This is a genomic window from Pseudomonas sp. 8209 (genome assembly GCF_028682105.1).
Taxonomy (GTDB): domain Bacteria; phylum Pseudomonadota; class Gammaproteobacteria; order Pseudomonadales; family Pseudomonadaceae; genus Aquipseudomonas; species Aquipseudomonas palmensis.
On sequence record NZ_JANIAH010000001.1, the window covers coordinates 760,419 to 778,250 of the forward strand.

At 66.1% G+C, this 17,832-nt stretch carries 17 protein-coding genes and 1 pseudogene; 3 read left to right on the forward strand and 15 right to left on the reverse strand.

Annotated features, from left to right (window positions below):
- Positions 1 to 3: 3 nt before the first annotated feature.
- The 14 genes and pseudogenes from NP552_RS03360 to paaF form a co-directional block, all read right to left on the reverse strand.
- A complete protein-coding gene (locus tag NP552_RS03360) occupies positions 4 to 1,245 on the reverse strand; it encodes an OprD family porin (protein WP_043862998.1) in 1,242 nt (413 codons plus the stop codon).
- Between the two features lie 31 nt (positions 1,246 to 1,276).
- Positions 1,277 to 2,845 (reverse strand): annotated as a pseudogene (locus NP552_RS03365) (cation acetate symporter); the annotation flags it as partial.
- Positions 2,836 to 3,144, reverse strand: a complete 309-nt coding sequence (locus tag NP552_RS03370) for a DUF485 domain-containing protein (protein ID WP_043863000.1) — start codon at positions 3,142 to 3,144, stop codon at positions 2,836 to 2,838. The gene NP552_RS03370 and the pseudogene NP552_RS03365, both read right to left, overlap by 10 nt.
- A gap of 170 nt (positions 3,145 to 3,314) precedes the next feature.
- Positions 3,315 to 4,391, reverse strand: coding sequence for a 1,2-phenylacetyl-CoA epoxidase subunit PaaE (gene paaE, locus NP552_RS03375; RefSeq protein ID WP_258659218.1), 1,077 nt, complete (start codon positions 4,389 to 4,391; stop codon positions 3,315 to 3,317).
- Between the two features lie 31 nt (positions 4,392 to 4,422).
- Entirely contained in the window at positions 4,423 to 4,956 is a 534-nt protein-coding gene (gene paaD, locus NP552_RS03380) for a 1,2-phenylacetyl-CoA epoxidase subunit PaaD (RefSeq protein WP_054915435.1), read from the reverse strand.
- The gene (paaC, locus tag NP552_RS03385) at positions 4,943 to 5,707 is read right to left on the reverse strand and encodes a 1,2-phenylacetyl-CoA epoxidase subunit PaaC (protein ID WP_088515418.1); all 765 of its coding nucleotides are present in this window, start codon (positions 5,705 to 5,707) and stop codon (positions 4,943 to 4,945) included. The genes paaD and paaC overlap by 14 nt, the downstream gene beginning before the upstream one ends.
- 8 nt (positions 5,708 to 5,715) lie before the next feature.
- Entirely contained in the window at positions 5,716 to 5,997 is a 282-nt protein-coding gene (paaB, locus tag NP552_RS03390; RefSeq protein WP_043863004.1) for a 1,2-phenylacetyl-CoA epoxidase subunit PaaB, read from the reverse strand.
- Positions 5,998 to 6,022: 25 nt separating this feature from the next.
- Positions 6,023 to 7,012: a 1,2-phenylacetyl-CoA epoxidase subunit PaaA gene (paaA, locus tag NP552_RS03395; protein ID WP_054915436.1), complete on the reverse strand. Its 990-nt coding sequence runs from the start codon at positions 7,010 to 7,012 to the stop codon at positions 6,023 to 6,025.
- Between the two features lie 229 nt (positions 7,013 to 7,241).
- Positions 7,242 to 8,558 (reverse strand): phenylacetate--CoA ligase PaaK, encoded by a 1,317-nt coding sequence (paaK, locus tag NP552_RS03400; RefSeq protein WP_054915437.1) that lies wholly within the window; start codon positions 8,556 to 8,558, stop codon positions 7,242 to 7,244.
- Positions 8,559 to 8,640: 82 nt separating this feature from the next.
- A complete protein-coding gene (gene pcaF / locus NP552_RS03405; protein ID WP_123752470.1) occupies positions 8,641 to 9,846 on the reverse strand; it encodes a 3-oxoadipyl-CoA thiolase in 1,206 nt (401 codons plus the stop codon).
- On the reverse strand, positions 9,839 to 10,288 hold the full coding sequence (gene paaI / locus NP552_RS03410) for a hydroxyphenylacetyl-CoA thioesterase PaaI (protein WP_043863008.1): 450 nt from the start codon (positions 10,286 to 10,288) through the stop codon (positions 9,839 to 9,841). Before paaI ends, pcaF begins: the two co-directional genes overlap by 8 nt.
- Positions 10,281 to 11,855: a 3-hydroxyacyl-CoA dehydrogenase PaaH gene (paaH, locus tag NP552_RS03415; RefSeq protein WP_274096432.1), complete on the reverse strand. Its 1,575-nt coding sequence runs from the start codon at positions 11,853 to 11,855 to the stop codon at positions 10,281 to 10,283. Before paaH ends, paaI begins: the two co-directional genes overlap by 8 nt.
- A 2-nt stretch (positions 11,856 to 11,857) precedes the next feature.
- A complete protein-coding gene (gene paaG, locus NP552_RS03420; protein WP_043863010.1) occupies positions 11,858 to 12,649 on the reverse strand; it encodes a 2-(1,2-epoxy-1,2-dihydrophenyl)acetyl-CoA isomerase PaaG in 792 nt (263 codons plus the stop codon).
- A gap of 44 nt (positions 12,650 to 12,693) precedes the next feature.
- Positions 12,694 to 13,467: a 2,3-dehydroadipyl-CoA hydratase PaaF gene (gene paaF, locus NP552_RS03425; RefSeq protein ID WP_274096433.1), complete on the reverse strand. Its 774-nt coding sequence runs from the start codon at positions 13,465 to 13,467 to the stop codon at positions 12,694 to 12,696.
- Positions 13,468 to 13,728: 261 nt separating this feature from the next.
- Between paaF and paaY the strand changes: the two genes are divergently transcribed.
- From paaY to feaR, 3 genes are all read left to right on the forward strand, one after another.
- Positions 13,729 to 14,325 carry a phenylacetic acid degradation protein PaaY gene (paaY, locus tag NP552_RS03430; RefSeq protein WP_043863012.1) on the forward strand — a complete coding sequence of 199 codons (597 nt, stop codon included), beginning with the start codon at positions 13,729 to 13,731 and terminating at the stop codon, positions 14,323 to 14,325.
- A gap of 73 nt (positions 14,326 to 14,398) precedes the next feature.
- A complete protein-coding gene (gene paaX / locus NP552_RS03435; protein WP_054915441.1) occupies positions 14,399 to 15,322 on the forward strand; it encodes a phenylacetic acid degradation operon negative regulatory protein PaaX in 924 nt (307 codons plus the stop codon).
- Between the two features lie 66 nt (positions 15,323 to 15,388).
- Positions 15,389 to 16,297 (forward strand): transcriptional regulator FeaR, encoded by a 909-nt coding sequence (gene feaR / locus NP552_RS03440; protein ID WP_043863014.1) that lies wholly within the window; start codon positions 15,389 to 15,391, stop codon positions 16,295 to 16,297.
- A gap of 23 nt (positions 16,298 to 16,320) precedes the next feature.
- Here the strand turns inward: feaR and NP552_RS03445 are convergent, their stop codons facing one another.
- A complete protein-coding gene (locus NP552_RS03445) occupies positions 16,321 to 17,820 on the reverse strand; it encodes an aldehyde dehydrogenase family protein (protein ID WP_058541132.1) in 1,500 nt (499 codons plus the stop codon).
- Positions 17,821 to 17,832: the final 12 nt, after the last annotated feature.

A 17,832-nucleotide genomic window follows, 5' to 3' on the forward strand; every position in this document is an offset into this window, starting at 1 on the left:
CGCTTACCACAGCGCCAGGGTGTAGCCGATGATCAGGCGGTTCTCGTCCAGGCTGTTGGTCAAGCCGTTGCCTGAGCGGAAGGTGACGTTGCGCCAGCGCAGGCTGACGTTCTTCAACGGGCCGCTCTGCACCACGTAGGTGATGTCGGTGTCGCGTTCGCGCTCGCGGCCGTTGTCCACGGTCGCGGTCCTGGCATGACGCCCGTCGGTGTAGCGGGTCATGAAACTCAGGCCCGGAATGCCCAGGGCGACGAAGTCGTAGTCGTAGCGCAGTTGCCAGGAGTCGAGCCCGGCACGGGTGTAGGTGTTGTAGGTCACCAGGTTGACGGTGTACGGGTCGCCGCCGTTGAGGAACGGGAAGGCGCTGTCGCCCGACATCTGCTGGAAGGTGGCACTGACCTTGTGCGCGCCGCTGGCCAGGGTGAACATGCCGTTGAAGTTGCGGTTGTCGATGCGCCCTGCCCGCTCGGCGCCGTCGCCACGGCTGTCGAAATAGCGCAGGTCGCTGCGCAGGCTCAGGCCCTCGCCCAGCGGTTGGGTGTGCACCAGGCCGACGAACTGCTGACGGTAGATCTGATCGAGCTTGGCGTAGTAGTAGGTCAGGTTCAGTTGCGGGGTGAAGGCATAGGTGCCGCCACCAAAATCGAAGCGGTCGCTGCTGGCCGCGCCGTAGCCGATGTCGTCGCGGCTGGAGGAATCGCGCAGGTTGGCCTTGGTCAGCCGCCCGGCGTTGAACGTCAGGCCGTCGATCTCCTGGCTGGTCAGCAGGCCGCCCTGAAAGCTGGCGGCCAGCAGGCGGGTGTCGTTGTATACCACCACCGGCAGGATCGGCTGCAAGGTACCCAGGCGCAGCACGCTCTTTGAGGCGCGCAGCTTGGCGGTCAGGCCCAGCTCGCTGTAGTCGTCGGCCGGTTCCAGGCTGTCGGGCCCGAACGGCAGCAGCCCGGTGCCGCGCCGATCACGGCTGGAGTCGAGCTTGATGCCCAGTTGCCCCATGGCGTCGACGCCTACCCCGATCGGGCCATCGGTGAAGCCGGACTCGAACTTCACGGTAAAGCCCTGGGCCCACTCCTCGGCCTTGGATTGCGGCGCGTTGCTCTGGCGAAAATCGCGATTGATGTAGTGGTTGCGCAACTCGACCTTGGCATGGCTGTCGTCGATGAAGTCGGCCAGGGCCGGCGCGGCGACCAGGGGCAAGGCAAAGCCGGCCAGCAGCGAAGCCGGCATGAAGCGAATGTGGTTCATTATTTTTATACCCGACAATCGTTTTGGTTTATTAGTGTTTGCTTGCGCCTGCGGCACCGATGCCGGTCATCGAGCGGATGAACTGCGCCAGGTAGCGGCCGCGTTCCTGCGCTGCCCGCTCCGAGGTGTCGGTGACCGAGAACACCCAGGCGCCCAGGAACGCCAGGCTCATGGAGAACAGCGCCGGGTTGCTGTAGGGGAACAGCGCCGTTTCGTTGTGCAGCACGTTGACCCACACCGCCGGGCTGAGCACCAGCAGCACGATGGCCGAGACCAGCCCGCTCATGCTGCCGATCACCGCGCCACGGGTGGTCAGGCCCTTCCAGTACATCGAGAGGAACAGCACCGGGAAATTCACCGAGGCGGCAATCGCCAGCACCAGCCCGGACAGGAACGCGATGTTCTGCGACTCGAACATCAGGCCCAGGATGATCGCCAGCACGCCGATGGCCAGGGTGGCGATTCGCGACACGCGCATCTCTTGCTTCTCGGTGGCCTGGCCCTTGCGGATCACGCAGGCGTACAGGTCATGGGACACCGCCGAGGCGCCGGACAACGCCAGCCCGGCCACCACCGCCAGGATGGTGGCGAAGGCCACGGCCGAGATGAAGCCCAGGAACAGGTTGCCGCCCACGGCCTGGGCCAGGTGCACGGCGATCATGTTGCCGCCGCCGATGATCGCGCCGTTGACGTCGCGGTAGCTTGCGTCGGTGCCGACCATCACGATGGCGCCGAAGCCCACCATGATCAGCAGCAGGTAGAAGTAGCCGATGAAACCGGTGGCGTAGAACACGCTCTTGCGCGCTTGCTTGGCGTCACTCACGGTGAAGAAGCGCATCAGGATATGCGGCAGCCCGGCGGTGCCGAACATCATGCCCAGGCCCAGGGAAATCGCGTCGATGGGGTTGGACAGCAGCCCGCCCGGGGCCATGATCGCGGTGCCCTTGGCGTGCACCTCGGTGGCGGCGCTGAACATCGCCTCGGTGCTGAAACCAAAGTGCTTGAGCACCATGAACGCCATGAAGCTGGTGCCCGAGAGCAGCAGCACAGCCTTGATGATCTGTACCCAGGTGGTGGCGAGCATGCCGCCGAAGGTCACGTAGAACACCATCAGCACGCCCACCAGCATCACCGCATACAGGTAGCTGATGCCGAACAGCAGCTCGATCAGCTTGCCGGCGCCGACCATCTGCGCCACCAGGTACATCAGTGCCACGGTCAGGGTGCCCAGGGCCGAGGTCAGGCGTACCGGGGTCTGGTCCAGGCGGTACGACACCACGTCGGCGAAGGTGTACTTGCCCAGGTTGCGCAGGCGCTCGGCAATCAGGAACAGGATGATCGGCCAGCCGGCCAGCACGCCCAGGGCGTACAGCAGGCCGTCATAGCCGTTGAGGAACATCATCGCGGAAATGCCCAGGAACGAGGCGGCGCTGATCATGTCGCCGGCGATGGCCAGGCCGTTCTGAAAGCCGGTGAGGCCGCCGCCTGCGGTGTAGAAGTCACTGGCCGAACGGGTGCGCTGTGCGGCCCAGCGGGTGATGCCCAGGGTGAACACGACGAACAGCAGGAACATGCTGATGGCTGTCCAGTTCATTTCGCGCACTCCTGGCGGACCTTGTCGTTGAGCGGGTCGAGCACGTTGTTGGCGCGGTACACGTAGATCCCGGTGAGGCCGAAGGACACCAGCACCACCAGCACGCCGACCAGCATGCCGACGGTGGTCACGCCGCCGCTGAGCGATTGCCCCAGGGTGCTGGGGGAGAACGCCACCAGCAGCACGAAGCCGTAGTAGATGACCAGCATGGCCAGGGTCAGCGACCAGTTCAGGCGCTGCTTGCGCCGTACCAGTTGCTTGAAGTCGGGGTGCTTGCAGATGCTGTCGATGTCTTCGGGGGTCATTGGGGCGCTCTCTTGGTGTTGTTGTTTTAGTTTTCAGGGCACACAGGTGTTGCGGTGTTCGGGCGGGCCTCATCGCGGGTCAAGCCCGCTCCCACAGGGTCTGCACTCTCCTCAAGACCGGTGCTGTACCTGTGGGAGCGGGCTTGACCCGCGATTGAGTCGACGCGGTATCAGACCTGATCGAAGTCCAGCACCACCCTGTCGCTGACCGGGTACGTCTGGCACGACAGCACATACCCCGCCGCCACTTCGTAGTCCTCCAGGGCGTGGTTGCTGTCCATCTCCACCTCCCCTTCGATGACCTTGCACTTGCAGGTCGAGCACACCCCGGCCTTGCACGAGTACGGCAGCTCGGCGCCGATGGCATTGCCGGCATCCAGCACGCTGACGGTGTTGCGCGGCAGGTCGAAGGCCAGCGCCCGACCGTCGCTGATCACGGTGATCTGGCTGACGGCGGCGTCCAGCTGGCGCGCCGCCTCGCGGGCTTCACGCTTGCGTTCGTCGCCCGCCGCTGCAAACAGCTCGAAATGGATCTTCTCCCCCGCCATGCCATTGGCCTTGAGGCTGTCGCGCACGGTCTCGGTCATCGCCTGCGGGCCGCAGATGAAGGCGGCGTCCAGCGCCCTGGGGTCGAGCCAGCGCGAGAACAGCTGACCGCACTTGTCGGCGTCGATGCGCCCGTTGTACAGGTCCACGTCCTGCTGCTCGCGGCTGAACACGAAGATCAGGTTCAGGCGTTGCAGGTAGCGGTTCTTCAGGTCTTCGAGCTTGTCGCGAAACAGCGCGCCGGAGCTTGAGCGGTTGCCGTAGAGCAAGGTGAAGCGACTGTCGGGTTCGCGCTCCAGGGTGGTCTTGATGATCGACAGGATCGGCGTGATGCCGCTGCCCGCCGCCACCGCCAGGTAGTTGCCGCGACGGGTCGGGTCCAGTGGCACATGGAAGCTGCCCGAAGGCGGCATCACTTCGAGGCGGTGGCCGACCTTGAGCACCTCGTTGGCAAACGCCGAGAAGCGCCCGCCGGCCACGCGCTTGATCGCCACGCGCAGCTCGCCGTCTTCCACGCCGCTGCAGATCGAGTACGAACGGCGCACTTCCTCGTCGTCCAGTTGCGTGCGCATCACCAGGTACTGGCCCTGGGTGAAACGGAAATCGTCCTGCAGGTGCGCCGGCACCTCGAAGGCAATCGACACCGCATCGCGGGTCTCGGCGCGCACATCCTTGATGGTCAGGCTGTGAAATTGACTCATGCTGTTCTCCCGCTGCACGGCGCCAGCGCGCTCAGATGCATTTGAAATAGTCGAAAGGTTCCAGGCACTCGCGGCACCGGTACAGGGCCTTGCAGGCCGTGGAGCCGAACTGGCTGAGCAGCTCGGTGTGGCTGCTGGCGCACACCGGGCACAGCACCTGCGGGCTTTCGCCCAGCAGGCTGCGCTTGCTGGCACTGCCCACGGGCGGCGCGATGCCATAGGCACGCAGGCGCTCGCGCCCCTGCTCGGTGATCCAGTCGGTGCTCCAGGCCGGCGTCAGGCGCCGCTCCAGGCACGGCGCGGCGAACCCTGCCTGCTCCAGCGCCTGGCGAATATCGCCCTCGATCACCTCGGTGGCCGGGCAGCCCGAATAGGTCGGCGTGACCACAAGGTGCAGGTGGCCGGCCTGCCAGTGCAGGTCGCGCACTATCCCGAGGTCGACCACGCTGACCACCGGCACTTCCGGGTCCATCACCTGCTCCAGCACCGTCCAGGCGTGGCTCAGGTCATCGGCCCGCAGTGCCCGCGCACCGTGGTCGCTGGCGATCAGCTCACCAGGTTGCATCGGGGTAGGCCCGTGGCAAAAACTGCATTTCGGCCAGCAGGATGCCCAGGTGCTCGGTGTGCATGCCGGTACGCCCGCTGAGGTAGAAGTGGCTGGCCGCAGGCGGCAGCGGCAGTTCGACCGAGGCGAAGGTGGCCTCGACCTGGTGCAGCCATGCCGCGCCGACCTGCGCCGGGTCGGCGCCGATGCCCGCTGCGGCCAGGCGGGTTTCAGCCTCGCTGCCGCTGGCCAACTCCACGGTGAAGCGCCACACCTGCGTGATGGCCGCGAGCATGCGCCGGCGACTTTCGTCGGTGCCGCCACCCAGGCGCTGCACCCATTCACTGGAGCGACGCAGGTGGTAGGTAACCTCCTTGAGCGCCTTGGCGGCGATGCCGGCGATGCGCAGGTCGGTGGAGTCGCACAGGCCCTTGAGCACCTGCAGGTGCCAGGCGTCGAACAGGAACTGCTTGGCCATGGTCACGGCGAAATCGCCGTTGGGCTGCTCCACCAGCAGCAGGTTGCGGTAGGCGCGCTCGTCGCGGCGAAACGCCAGGTCGTCGGCATCGCGGCCGTCGGCCAGCAGCTCGGCGGCGTAGTCCAGCCAGTTGCGCGCCTGGCCCACCAGGTCCAGGCCGACGTTCATCAGCGCCAGCTCTTCCTCGATGGCCGGCGCCTTGCCGCACCACTCGCACAGGCGCTGGCCCTGGATCAGGGCGCTGTCGCCCAGCAGCAGCAGGTAATGGATCAGATCGTCTTGGGTGCTGTTCATGGTCGACCTCACATGTGTCCGACTTCGTCGGGCAGCTCGTAGAAGCTGGCGTGCCGGTAGACCTTGTCGTCGGCCGGGTCGAACAGCGGGTCCTTCTCGTCCGGCGAGGAGGCCACGATCAGCGCCGAGGGCACCACCCACAGGCTTACGCCTTCGCTGCGGCGGGTGTACAGCTCGCGGGCGTTCTCGATGGCCATGGCGTCGTCGGCGGCATGCACACTGCCCACATGCTTGTGGTTCAGGCCGTGCTTGCTGCGCACGAACACTTCGTAGAGGGTCCAGACAGACATCGTGTATCTCCCATCAGTCGCCGGTTCAGGCGGCGTTCTTGTTCTGTTGTTTGCGGGCGTAGGCGACGGCGGCTTCACGCACCCAGGCGCCGCTTTCGATGGCATTGCGCCGGGTGGCCAGGCGTTCCTGGTTGCACGGGCCGTTGCCCTTGAGCACGTCGAAGAATTCCTGCCACTGGATGGCGCCGAAATCGTAGTGGCCGCGCTCGGCGTTCCACTTCAGGTCGGGGTCGGGGGCGGTGCAGCCCAGCAGTTCGAGCTGCGGGATGGTCTGGTCGACGAAGCGCTGGCGCAGTTCGTCGTTGCTCTGGCGCTTGATCTTCCAGGCCATCGACTGCGCGCTGTTGGGCGAGTTGTCGTCGCTGGGGCCGAACATCATCAGCGCCGGCCACCACAGGCGGTTGATCGCGTCCTGCACCATGTCCTTCTGGGCCTGGGTGCCGTGGCGCATCATGGTCAGCAGAATCTCGTAGCCCTGGCGCTGGTGAAAGCTCTCTTCCTTGCAGATGCGCACCATGGCCCGTGCGTAGGGGCCGTAGGAGGTGCGCTGCAGCACCACCTGGTTGACGATGGCGGCGCCATCCACCAGCCAGCCCACCGCGCCCATGTCGGCCCAGTTGAGGGTCGGGTAGTTGAAGATGCTGGAGTACTTGGCCTTGCCGCTGTGCAGCTTGGCGATCTCTTCGTCGCGATCGGCGCCCAGGGTTTCCATGGCGCTGTACAGGTACAGGCCGTGGCCGGCTTCGTCCTGGATCTTGGCCATCAGCTGCAGCTTGCGCTTGAGGGTCGGGGCACGGGTGACCCAGTTGCCCTCGGGCAGCATGCCGACGATCTCGGAGTGGGCGTGCTGGGAAATCTGGCGGATGAGGGTCTGACGGTAGGCGTCGGGCATCCAGTTCTTGGCTTCGATCTTGATTTCGGCGTCGATCTTTTCCTGGAAGGCACGTTCCTGGGGCGACATCTCGTCCAGGGACTTGATGCGTTTGACGCCGGTTTCGACAAGCTGTGCGTACATGTTCGGGCTCCCGCCTCAAGGCTGGTTGGGCATGGGAGTATTTATAAGCGATACACAATTCAATATCAAACAGCTTTTTAGTGTATCTAATGTTTTTTTGTATCGCTTTGCTCTGAAAGCGGACCGCTACGCGCTCCATCGCGGGTCAAGCCCGCTCCCACAGGAACACGCTTTACCCAAGAACAAAAAAAAGCCCCGACCAGGTCGGGGCTTCGGCAGCCATCAGCTATCAGCTGGCCAGACGCTTGTCGTACACATGACAGGCCTTGCCTTCCGAACGTTTCAGCGTGCCCAACGGCTGCAGCACAATGCGCGTGCTGATGCCGATGTAGGTCTTGATCTGCTTGCCCAGCTCGGCAGTCAGCAGCCTGCGCTGCGCCTCGTCGTAGTGCTGGCATTCGGCACGCAGTTCCACGTGCACATCCACCGTGTCGAGATTTCCATCACGATACAGATAAATCTCATAGCACTCTGAAAACTGTTTTATTTTCAGAACCTGTTCCTCGACCTGGGTCGGGAACACGTTGACCCCACGCACGATCAGCATGTCGTCGCTGCGCCCGGTGATCTTGTCGATGCGCCGCATTGGCCGCGCGGTGCCGGGCAACAGTCGCGTCAGGTCGCGGGTGCGGTAGCGGATCATCGGCAGCGCCTCCTTGCTCAGCGAGGTGAACACCAGCTCGCCCATCTGCCCGTCGGGCAGCACCGCACCGGTCACCGGGTCGATGATTTCGGGGTAGAAGTGGTCTTCCCAGAGGGTCGGCCCGTCCTTGGTCTCGGCGCACTCCATGGCCACGCCCGGGCCCATGATTTCCGACAGCCCGTAGATATCCAGCGCGGTGATGCCCATGCGCTGCTCGATGGAGCGGCGCAGCTCGTCGGTCCACGGCTCGGCACCGAAGATCCCCAGGCGCAGCGCCAGCTTGTGCGGGTCCAGCCCCTGACGCTCGATCTCGTCGGCCAGGTTGAGCATGTACGAGGGCGTGACCATGATGATGTCCGGCTGAAAGTCGTTGATCAGCTGCACCTGCTTCTCGGTCTGCCCGCCCGACATCGGGATCACCGTGCAGCCCAGGCGTTCGGCGCCGTAATGCGCGCCCAGCCCGCCGGTGAACAGCCCGTAGCCGTACGACACATGCACCTTGTCGCCCTTGCGCCCGCCCGCGGCGCGGATCGAGCGCGCCACCACGTTGGCCCAGGTGTCGATATCGTTCTGCGTGTAGCCCACCACCGTCGGCTTGCCGGTGGTGCCGCTGGAGGCGTGCACCCGCACCACGTCATGCATGGGCACGGCGAACATGCCGTAGGGGTAGTTGTCGCGCAGGTCGGTCTTGGTGGTGAACGGGAATCGGGCCAGGTCGTCCAGCGAACGCACCTCGTCGGGGTGCACCCCCAACTGGTCGAAGCGCTGGCGGTACAGCGGCACGTTCTGGTAGGCGTGGGACAGGCTCCAGCGCAGGCGGTCAAGCTGGTGCTGGCGCAGTTCGTCGATGCTGGCGGTCTCCAGCGGGTCGAGTACAGCAGTGTTCAAGGCGGCCATGTTCATGTGTTCACTCTGATTCTTTTTATGGTTCAGCCCCTGACGGGCCCGAGTGTGGGAGCTGCACGGCTCCCGCTGTATTGCCGGCTCAGGTTCGCTCGATGATCATCGCGATACCCTGCCCCACGCCGATGCACATCGTGCACAGCGCGTACCGCCCGCCGCGCTGCTCCAGTTCCACCAGTGCGGTGGTCACCAGGCGAGCGCCGCTCATGCCCAGCGGATGCCCCAGGGCGATGGCGCCGCCATTGGGGTTGACCCGCGGGTCGTCGTCAGCCAGCCCGAGCTCGCGCAGCACCGCCAGGCCCTGCGCGGCGAAGGCTTCGTTCAGCTCGATGACATCCATGTCGGCCAGGTTCAGGTTGGCCAGTTCCAGTACCTTGCGCGTGGCCGGCACCGGGCCGATGCCCATGATGCGCGGCTCGACGCCGGCCGTGGCCATCGCCACCACCCGCCCACGGGCCTTGAGCCCGAAGCGCGCAGCCTGCGCCGGGCTTGCCAGCAGCAGCGCACAGGCACCGTCGTTGACCCCCGAGGCATTGCCCGCCGTGACACTGCCGCCCTCGCGAAACGGCGTACCCAGGCGTTGCAGCATCTGCAGCGTGGTGTCGCCACGCGGGTGTTCGTCGTGCTCGACGCGCCTGGGCTCGCCTTTGCGCTGGGCAATCGACACCGGCACGATCTCCTGCGCCAGGCGCCCGCTGGCCTGGGCAGCCGCCGCACGTTGCTGGCTGCGCAGGGCGAAGGCGTCCTGGTCGGCACGGGAAATGCCGAACTGTGCGGCGACGTTTTCGGCAGTCTCCGGCATCGAGTCGATACCATACGCCTTTTCCATCGCGGCGTTGACGAAGCGCCAGCCAATGGTGGTGTCGTACAGTTGCGCCTGGCGCGAGAAGGCCTGTTCGGCCTTGCCCATCACCAGCGGTGCGCGCGACATCGACTCCACCCCGCCCACCAGCAGCAGGCCGGCTTCGCCACTGCGGATCGAGCGTGCGCCCAGGCCGATGGCGTCCATGCCCGAGCCGCACAGGCGGTTGACCGTGGTGCCCGGCACTTCTATCGGCAGGCCGGCCAGCAGCGCCGACATGCGCGCCACGTTGCGATTGTCTTCGCCGGCCTGGTTGGCGCAGCCGAACAGCACGTCGTCCACCTGTGACCAGTCCACCTGCGGGTGGCGCGCCATCAGCGCACGCAGCGGCACCGCGCCCAGGTCGTCGGCACGTACCGTGCTCAGCGCGCCGGCATAGCGCCCGATGGGGGTGCGCACGGCGTCGATGATAAGGGCGTCATTCATCTGCGGTCTCCTGGGCAAGCACTGTGCCTTGCACCTTGTAAGATTTGCCATGGAACAGCGCGATCAGCTGCCCGTTCTGGTTTTCCACACGCACGTCGTAGTTGCCGGTGCGTCCACCACGGCTCTGCTCGACGCAACTTGCATTGAGCGTGTCGCCCATCAGTGCCGGGGCGATGTAGTCGATGCTGCAGCCCAGGCCGATGGTGACCTGGTTGTAGGTGTTGCAGGCCACGGCAAACGCCGAGTCGGCCAGGGTGAAGATGTAGCCGCCATGGCAGGTGCCATGGCCCTGGATCATGTCGGCGCGCACCGGCATGCTCAGGCGCGCCCTGCCCGGCGCGACGCTCAGCAGTTGCATGCCCAGCGCGAGGCTGGCGCGGTCACGGGCGAGCATGGCCTGGGCACATTGGCTGGCAAGCTCGGTGGCGTTCAGGTCAGTCATGCAATGCCCTCCCCTCGGCGACCGTGCGCCGCAGCAGCAGTGATGGCCGGTAGCGGCTTTCGCCGTAGGCGGCCTGCAGATTGTCGAGTACCGCCAGCACCTGCGTCGGGCCGATGGCGTCGGCCCAGGCCAGCGGGCCTTGGGGGTAGTTCACGCCCTTGCGCATGGCCAGGTCGACATCCGCCGCCGTGGCCACGCCCTGCAGCACCGCGTCGGCGGCTTCGTTGGCAAGCATGGCCACGGTGCGCATCACCAGCAGCCCCGGCACGTCGGCCAGCGGGCTGACCACCAGGCCCGCGGCCTGCAGCAAGGCCACAGCCTGGTCGCGGGCAGCGGGGGTGGTGTCGGCGGACCAGCTGATGCCGATGCGCCCAGCGGTGGCGTAGTCCAGCGCCAGGTCGAACAGCACGAGGTTGTGCAAGCCTTCGTCGCGGGCACGCTGGCTGGCTAGGCGACCGTCGGTCAGGGCCAGCACGGCGTCGCCCACGCGTATGACTGCGTGCCCGCATCGCGGGTCAAGCCCGCTCCCACAACGACCGGTGGGCGCGGGCTCGACCCGCGACGGGGCCCGCGACACCTTGATGCCGTGCGCCTCGATACGCGCCAGCAAGCCCTGCGCAATGCCCAGGTCGCCTTCGACTTCACAGGCCTCGATGCGCAAACCACTGCGCAGCTCGCTGACCACCGGGCGCGCGGCCGAGGGCCCATAGTCATAGAACCCCTGCCCGCTCTTGCGTCCCAGCCGGCCGGCATCCACCAGCGCCGCCTGGATCAGCGACGGCTGGAAGCGCATGTCGCCGTAATAGGCATCGAACACCGAACAGGTGACCGCGTAGTTGACGTCATGCCCGATCAGGTCGGTCAGCTCGAACGCACCCATGCGAAAGCCGCCGGCCTCGCGCATCAGCGCATCCAGCGTGGCGCACTCGGCCGCCCCCTCCTGCAACAGGCGCAGGCTTTCGGCATAGAACGGACGCGCCACGCGGTTGACGATGAAGCCCGGGCTGGAGCTGGCATGCACCGGCGCCTTGCCCCAGGCCCTGGCCGTTGCATACAAGCTGGCCGCTACCTGCGGCGCCGTGGCCAGCCCCGAGACGATCTCGACCAGCGCCATGACCGGCGCGGGGTTGAAGAAGTGCACACCCACGACCCGCTCGGGCCGCGCCAGGCCGGCCGCGATGCGGGTGATCGACAGCGACGAGGTGTTGCTGGCCAGCACGCAGTCGGCCGTGCAGATTGCTTCCAGGCGAGCGAACAGCTCGCGCTTGGCGTCGAGGTTCTCGACGATGGCCTCGATCACCAGCCCAGCGTCCGCCAGCTCGTCGAGCGCCTGCACCGCGTGCAGGCGCGCCAGGGTGGCCTCGCGCTGCGCGGGGTCGAGCTTGCCCTTCTCCACCCGCTTGCCCAGTTGCACACCCAGCCCCTCGATGGCCGCGCTCGCCGCCCCCGGGCGGCTGTCGTGCAGCAGCACCGGATGCCCGGCCTGCGCCGCCACCTGGGCAATGCCGGCGCCCATGGCCCCGGCACCGATCACCGCCACCACAACGCTTGTGTCCAGTGCGCTCATGCTCAGCACCCCTTGAACACGGGGGCGCGCTTGGCCATGAAGGCGGCCACGCCCTCGCGGTAGTCCTCGCTGCGCCCGGCCAGGCGTTGCAGGTCGCGCTCCAGGTCCAGTTGCTGGTCAAGGCTGTTGTCCAGGCTGGCATTGAGCCCGCGCTTGATCAGTGCCAGGCCCGAGGTGGGCTGTGTCGCCAGCTGTCGCGCCAGGCCCAGGGCCTCGTCGCGCAGGGCCTCGTCGTCGACGCAGCGGTAGATCAGCCCCCACTGCTCGGCCTGCTCGGCCGACAGCTTGTTGCCCAGCAGCGCCAGGGCCTTGGCCCGCGCCACGCCGACCAGCCGCGGCAGGAACCAGGTACCGCCCGAGTCGGGCACCAGGCCGAGTTTGCAGAACGCCTGGATGAAGCTGGCCGACCGCGCCGCCAGCACCAGGTCGCAGGCCAGCGGGATGTTCGCCCCGGCGCCGGCGGCCACGCCGTTGACCGCGCAGATCACCGGCAGCGGTAAATCGCGCAGGGCGCGAATCAGCGGGTTGTAGAATTTTTCGATGGACTCGCCCAGGTCGGGCATCTGCGCACCGGGCGCGACGTTGCGGTCGGACAGGTCCTGCCCGGCACAGAAGCCGCGCCCTTCACCGGTAAGCAGCAGCACACGCACCTGGGCATTGGCGCGTACCTGCTTGAGCGCCTCCTTCACTTCGGCGTGCATCTGCGCGTTGAAGCTGTTGAGTTGCTCGGGACGGTTCAGGCGCAGAAAGGCCACGCCGTCGTCTATGTCGAAAAGAATGTGCTCGAAGGTCATGACCAGTACCGCTCGCAAGGTTGAAGTAAAAGGGGCCGGCGCACTCAGCGGCCGGTGAACACCGGGGCGCGTTTTTCGCGAAAGGCACTGATGCCCTCGCGCCGGTCATCGGTGGCGGCCAGCACGGTGAAGGTGTGGCGCTCGAAACGCAGGCCGCTGGCAAGGTCGGTGTCCATGGCCTTGAGCAGCGATTCCTTGGCCAGGCGCACGGCCAGCGGGGCCTTGCGCGCGATGGCCTGGGCGATCTGCACGGCGCGCTCGACGGTGAATTCGGGTTGGGTGATTTCGCTGACCAGGCCGGCCTGTTGCGCGGTGCGCGCATCGATGGGCTCGCCGGTGAGCACCATCTGCATGGCCATGGACTTGCCCACCGCGCGCAGCAGACGCTGGGTACCGCCGGCGCCAGGCATGATGCCCAGGTTGATTTCCGGCTGGCCGAAACGCGCATCCACGCCCGCCACGATGATGTCGGCGTGCATCGCCAGCTCGCAGCCACCGCCCAGGGCAAAGCCGTTGACGGCCGCCACCAGGGGCTTGCTGAAGCGGCTGATCTGCTGCCAACAGGCAACACGCGGGTCGTTGAGGATGCCCACCGCATCGCGCTCGGCCATCTCGTTGATGTCGGCGCCGGCGGCAAACGCCTTGCGGCTGCCGGTGAGCACCACGGCGCGGCAGCTGTCGTCACACTCCAGGCGCTCGAGTTCGGCTGCCAGCTCGCCGAGCAGGCGGGTGTTGAGGGCATTGAGCACCTCGGGGCGGTGCAGCGTCACCAGGCAGATGCCGGCGTGGGAGTTATCAAGCAACAGGGTGTCAGGCATGACGGTCACCGCACGGGCCAGTCGAGGCTGGCTGTTATTGTTGGGTCGAGGCCGATTGCGGCAAAGTATAGCCACAATACGATACACAAAATCAACATTACTGTGACTAGTATGTGTCTGTTTGTTTTCCATGCGTGCCAAACAAACCCAGCAAACACTGCGCTTATAGCGAGTAAAGCGCCAAGAAGCGATACATCGAAGCATTGCAAACAAGTAACAATACGTTATATTCGCTGTCATCCCCGTCCACAGGAAACCGACATGACCTGCTACAGCCTTGGCGGAATCACCCCGGTCATCGACCCCAGCGCCTACGTGCACCCTTCGGCGGTGCTGATTGGCGACGTGATCGTCGGCCCCGACTGCTATGTAGGCCCGCTGGCCAGCCTGCGCGGCGATTTCGGACGCATCATTCTCGAACAGGGCGCCAACCTGCAGGACACCTGCGTGATGCACGGCTTCCCCGACAGCGACACGGTGATCGAGCGCAACGGGCACGTGGGCCACGGCGCCGTGCTGCACGGTTGCCGCATCGGTGCCGATGCGCTGGTGGGCATGAATGCGGTGGTCATGGACGGCGCCGTGATCGGTGCCTGCTCGATCGTCGGTGCCACCGCCTTCGTCAAGGCCGGCTTCGACTGCCCGCCCCGCTCGCTGGTGGTGGGCTCGCCGGCCCAGGTCAAACGCAGCCTGAGCGACGCTGAAGTGCACTGGAAGCAGGGCGGCACGGGCGAGTACCACGCACTGACCCGGCGCTGCCTGGAGCAGATGGTGGAATGCAGCCCCTTGAGCCAACCCGAACAGGACCGCAGACGTGTCAGCGACAGTACGTTCCGCCCGAAAAACCACACGGCCTGAAGTGCCGGCGGCAACGCTGGCCTTGAAGGACAAACGGCAGTTATATTCCGGGGTTTCACCCAGCGGATCCTCCATGTCGTCGCTCGCGCCCCTCAATCAGCTCGTCACCCGTTTCCAGGAACAGATCCCGATCCGTGCCAGTTCGCTGATCGTCACCCTGTATGGCGATGCCATCGAACCCCACGGCGGCACCGTGTGGCTGGGCAGCCTGATCCAGTTGCTCGAGCCCTTCGGTATCAACGAGCGGCTGATCCGCACCTCGATGTTCCGCCTGACCAAGGAAGGCTGGCTGACCGCCGAAAAGGTCGGCCGGCGCAGCTACTACAGCCTCACCGGTGCCGGGCGGCGGCGTTTCGACAAGGCCTTCAAGCGGGTGTACAGCTCGGTGGTGCCGCAGTGGGATGGCTCCTGGCACCTGGCGATGCTCACCCAGCTGTCTGCCGACAAGCGCAAGCAGGTGCGCGAAGAGCTCGAATGGCAGGGCTTTGGCGCCATCTCGCCGGTGGTGCTGGCCAGCCCGCGGGCCGACCGCACCGACATCAACGCCACCCTGCTGGACCTGGACGCGCTGGAAGACACCATCCTGTTCGAGACCACCGGCCAGGACGTGATGGCCTCCCGCGCCTTGCGTGCCCAGGTGCGCGAAAGCTGGCGTATCGAGGAGCTGGGGGCGCAGTACAGCGAGTTCATCCAGCTGTTTCGCCCGGTGTGGCAAGCGCTGCGCGAGCAGGACAGCCTGCAGCCGATGGACTGCTTCATGGTGCGCCTGCTGCTGATTCACGAGTACCGCAAGCTGCTGCTGCGCGACCCGCACCTGCCCGACGAACTGCTGCCGGGCGACTGGGAGGGCCGCGCCGCACGCCAGCTGTGCCGCAACCTGTATCGACTGACCTGTGCCCCGGCCGAACAGTGGCTGAGCAGTGCGATGGAAACCGCAGACGGCCCGCTGCCCGATGCCAGCGAAAACTTCTACCGGCGCTTCGGCGGGCTGCGCTAACCTGCAGCGCGTGCCCCCAGCCATCACATGCACCCTAACAACAATGCCAGGTGTGAGGTGTGACCCATGAATACCGCTACTGCCCAGCAGCACTTCCAGCAATGGCTGGCCGACATCAACCATGCCTGCGGCGAGTTCGACGGTGCCGCGCTGGGGGATGCGTTCAGCGGTGAGATTCGCCCCCGCCAGCTGGGCGCCCTGCGCTTCAGTCACGTGAGCAGCTCTCACGCGCGGCTGCTGCGCACGCCGCGCGAGGTGCAGCGCAGCAGCGAACACAAGTACTTTGCGGTGTTCCAGCTCAAGGGCATGGCCAACATGGCCCAGGACGACGCCCGCGAAGTGCTGATGCCGGGGGACATCCTGCTGATCGACAGTGCACGCCCCAGCGACTTCACCTTTGGCGATGCCTCCCAGCAGATCTCGCTGATACTGCCCCACGACCGGGTCGACCAGCTGCTGCGCTTCACCCCGGTGGAGATCGGGCGCAAGATCCCGGCCGGCTCGCCGGTCGCCCTGCTCGCCCAGCAGATGCTGTTGTCCTCGACCCAGCTGGACGAGGTGAGCCTGGCCGAAAGCGAAGCGGTGATCGATGCGCTGATCAGCCTGATGCGCCCGGCACTGTGCGGCAGCGACAGCAACCCCGACCCGCATGAACGCATCTTTCGCAAAAGCCTGGCGCTGATCGAGACGCACATTGCCGACGAGGCACTGTGCCCGGAGATGATCGCGCGGGACATCGGCGTGTCGATGCGCGGGCTGTACCGGGTGTTCGCCAAGAAGGGCCTGGTGATCGCGCAGTACATCAAGAACCGGCGCCTGGACATCTGCGCCGAAACCCTGCGCAACCCGCAGTCGACCCTCAAGCTGTCGGCGCTGGGGTACACCTGGGGCTTCTCCAACAGCAGCTACTTCACCACCGCGTTCAAGCAGCGCTTCGGCGTGTCCCCCGGCGAGTACCGCAAGCGCTACAGCTGAGCGCCTGCGGCCTGCCAGCCGCCTCAGTGGCGGATGCACACCGACTTGGTCTCGGTGAAGGCGTCCAGCCAGTCGACGCCGAAATCACGCCCGGTACCGGATTGCTTGAAGCCGCCAAACGGCATGTTGGCATCGATCAGGGTGTGGCTGTTGACCCATACGGTGCCGGCCTCGATGCGCGGGGTGAGGTCCATGGCCGACTTGAGGCTGGTGGTCCACAGGCTGGCGGTCAGGCCATAGTCGCTGTCGTTGGCGCGGGCCAGCGCTTCTTCCACATCGGCCACGCGGGTCAGGCTCAGCACCGGGCCGAACACTTCGCTGCGGGTCAGGCGCAGGTTGTCGTCGGGGTTGAGGATCAATGACGGGCTGACGTAGTAGCCATTGGCATCCGGCGCGCTGGCACCGCTGATGATCTGCGCGCCCTGCTCGCGGGCATCGGCCAGGTAGGCCTGCACCGACTGCTGGTGCGCGCCGGAAGCCAGGGCGTTGATCTGCGCGCTGGGGTCCAGGCCCGGGCCTACGCTCAACCCCTTGATCGCCTGCTCGAAGTCCGCTGCCAGGCGGTCGAACAGCGGCGCCTCGACATAGATACGCGAACTGGCGGCGCACACCTGCCCCTGGTTGAGGAAGCTGCCCATCATCAGGCCTTCGATCACCTGCTGCGGATCGGCGTCGGCCAGCACGATGGCCGGGTTCTTGCCACCCAGCTCCAGTGACAGGCGCGTCAGGCGGTCGACCGCCGAACGGGCAATGTGCTTGCCGGTGGCGGTAGAGCCGGTAAAGCTGATCTTCGCCACCCGCGGGTGGCTGGTGAGGGCGCTGCCGCATACGCTGCCGCTGCCGGTGATCAGGTTGAACACGCCGTCCGGGATGCCGGCCTCGGTGGCCAGCTCGGCCATGCGCATCAGGGTCAACGGGGTGATCTCGGAGGGCTTGATGACGATCGAGCAGCCGGCCGCCAGGGCGGGCATCACCTTCCACATGCCGATCATCAGCGGGAAGTTCCACGGCACGATGCCAGCCACCACGCCGACCGGCTCCTTGCGCGTATAGGCGGTGTAGCGGGCGCCTTCAGGCACCGGGATCGACACATCCAGGGTGCGCCCGCAGATCTTGGTGGTGAGGCCGGCGGTGTAGCGCATCCAGTTCAGGGTACTGCCGACTTCGAAGGCGCGGGCGATGTTGATCGACTTGCCTTGTTCCAGGGTTTCGAGCTGGGCCAGCTCTTCACCGTGCTGTTCGAGCAAGTCGGCGTAGCGCAGCAGGATACGCTCGCGCTCGGCCGGGGCGCGGCGCGCCCACACGCCACTGACGAACGCCCGATGCGCCGATTGCACGGCCTGGTCGACATCCTCGGCGCTGGCATCGGGGGTCACGGCAATGGGTTGGCCGTTGGCCGGGTTGAAGACGGTAAGGGTCTGGCTGGAGGTGGACGGCCGCCAGCCGCCATTGATGTACAGGCCGTGTTGGCGTCCGAGAAAACGCTGGACACTGGCTAGCAGGGGTACGGTGCCGGCAGTCATGAACACTCCTTT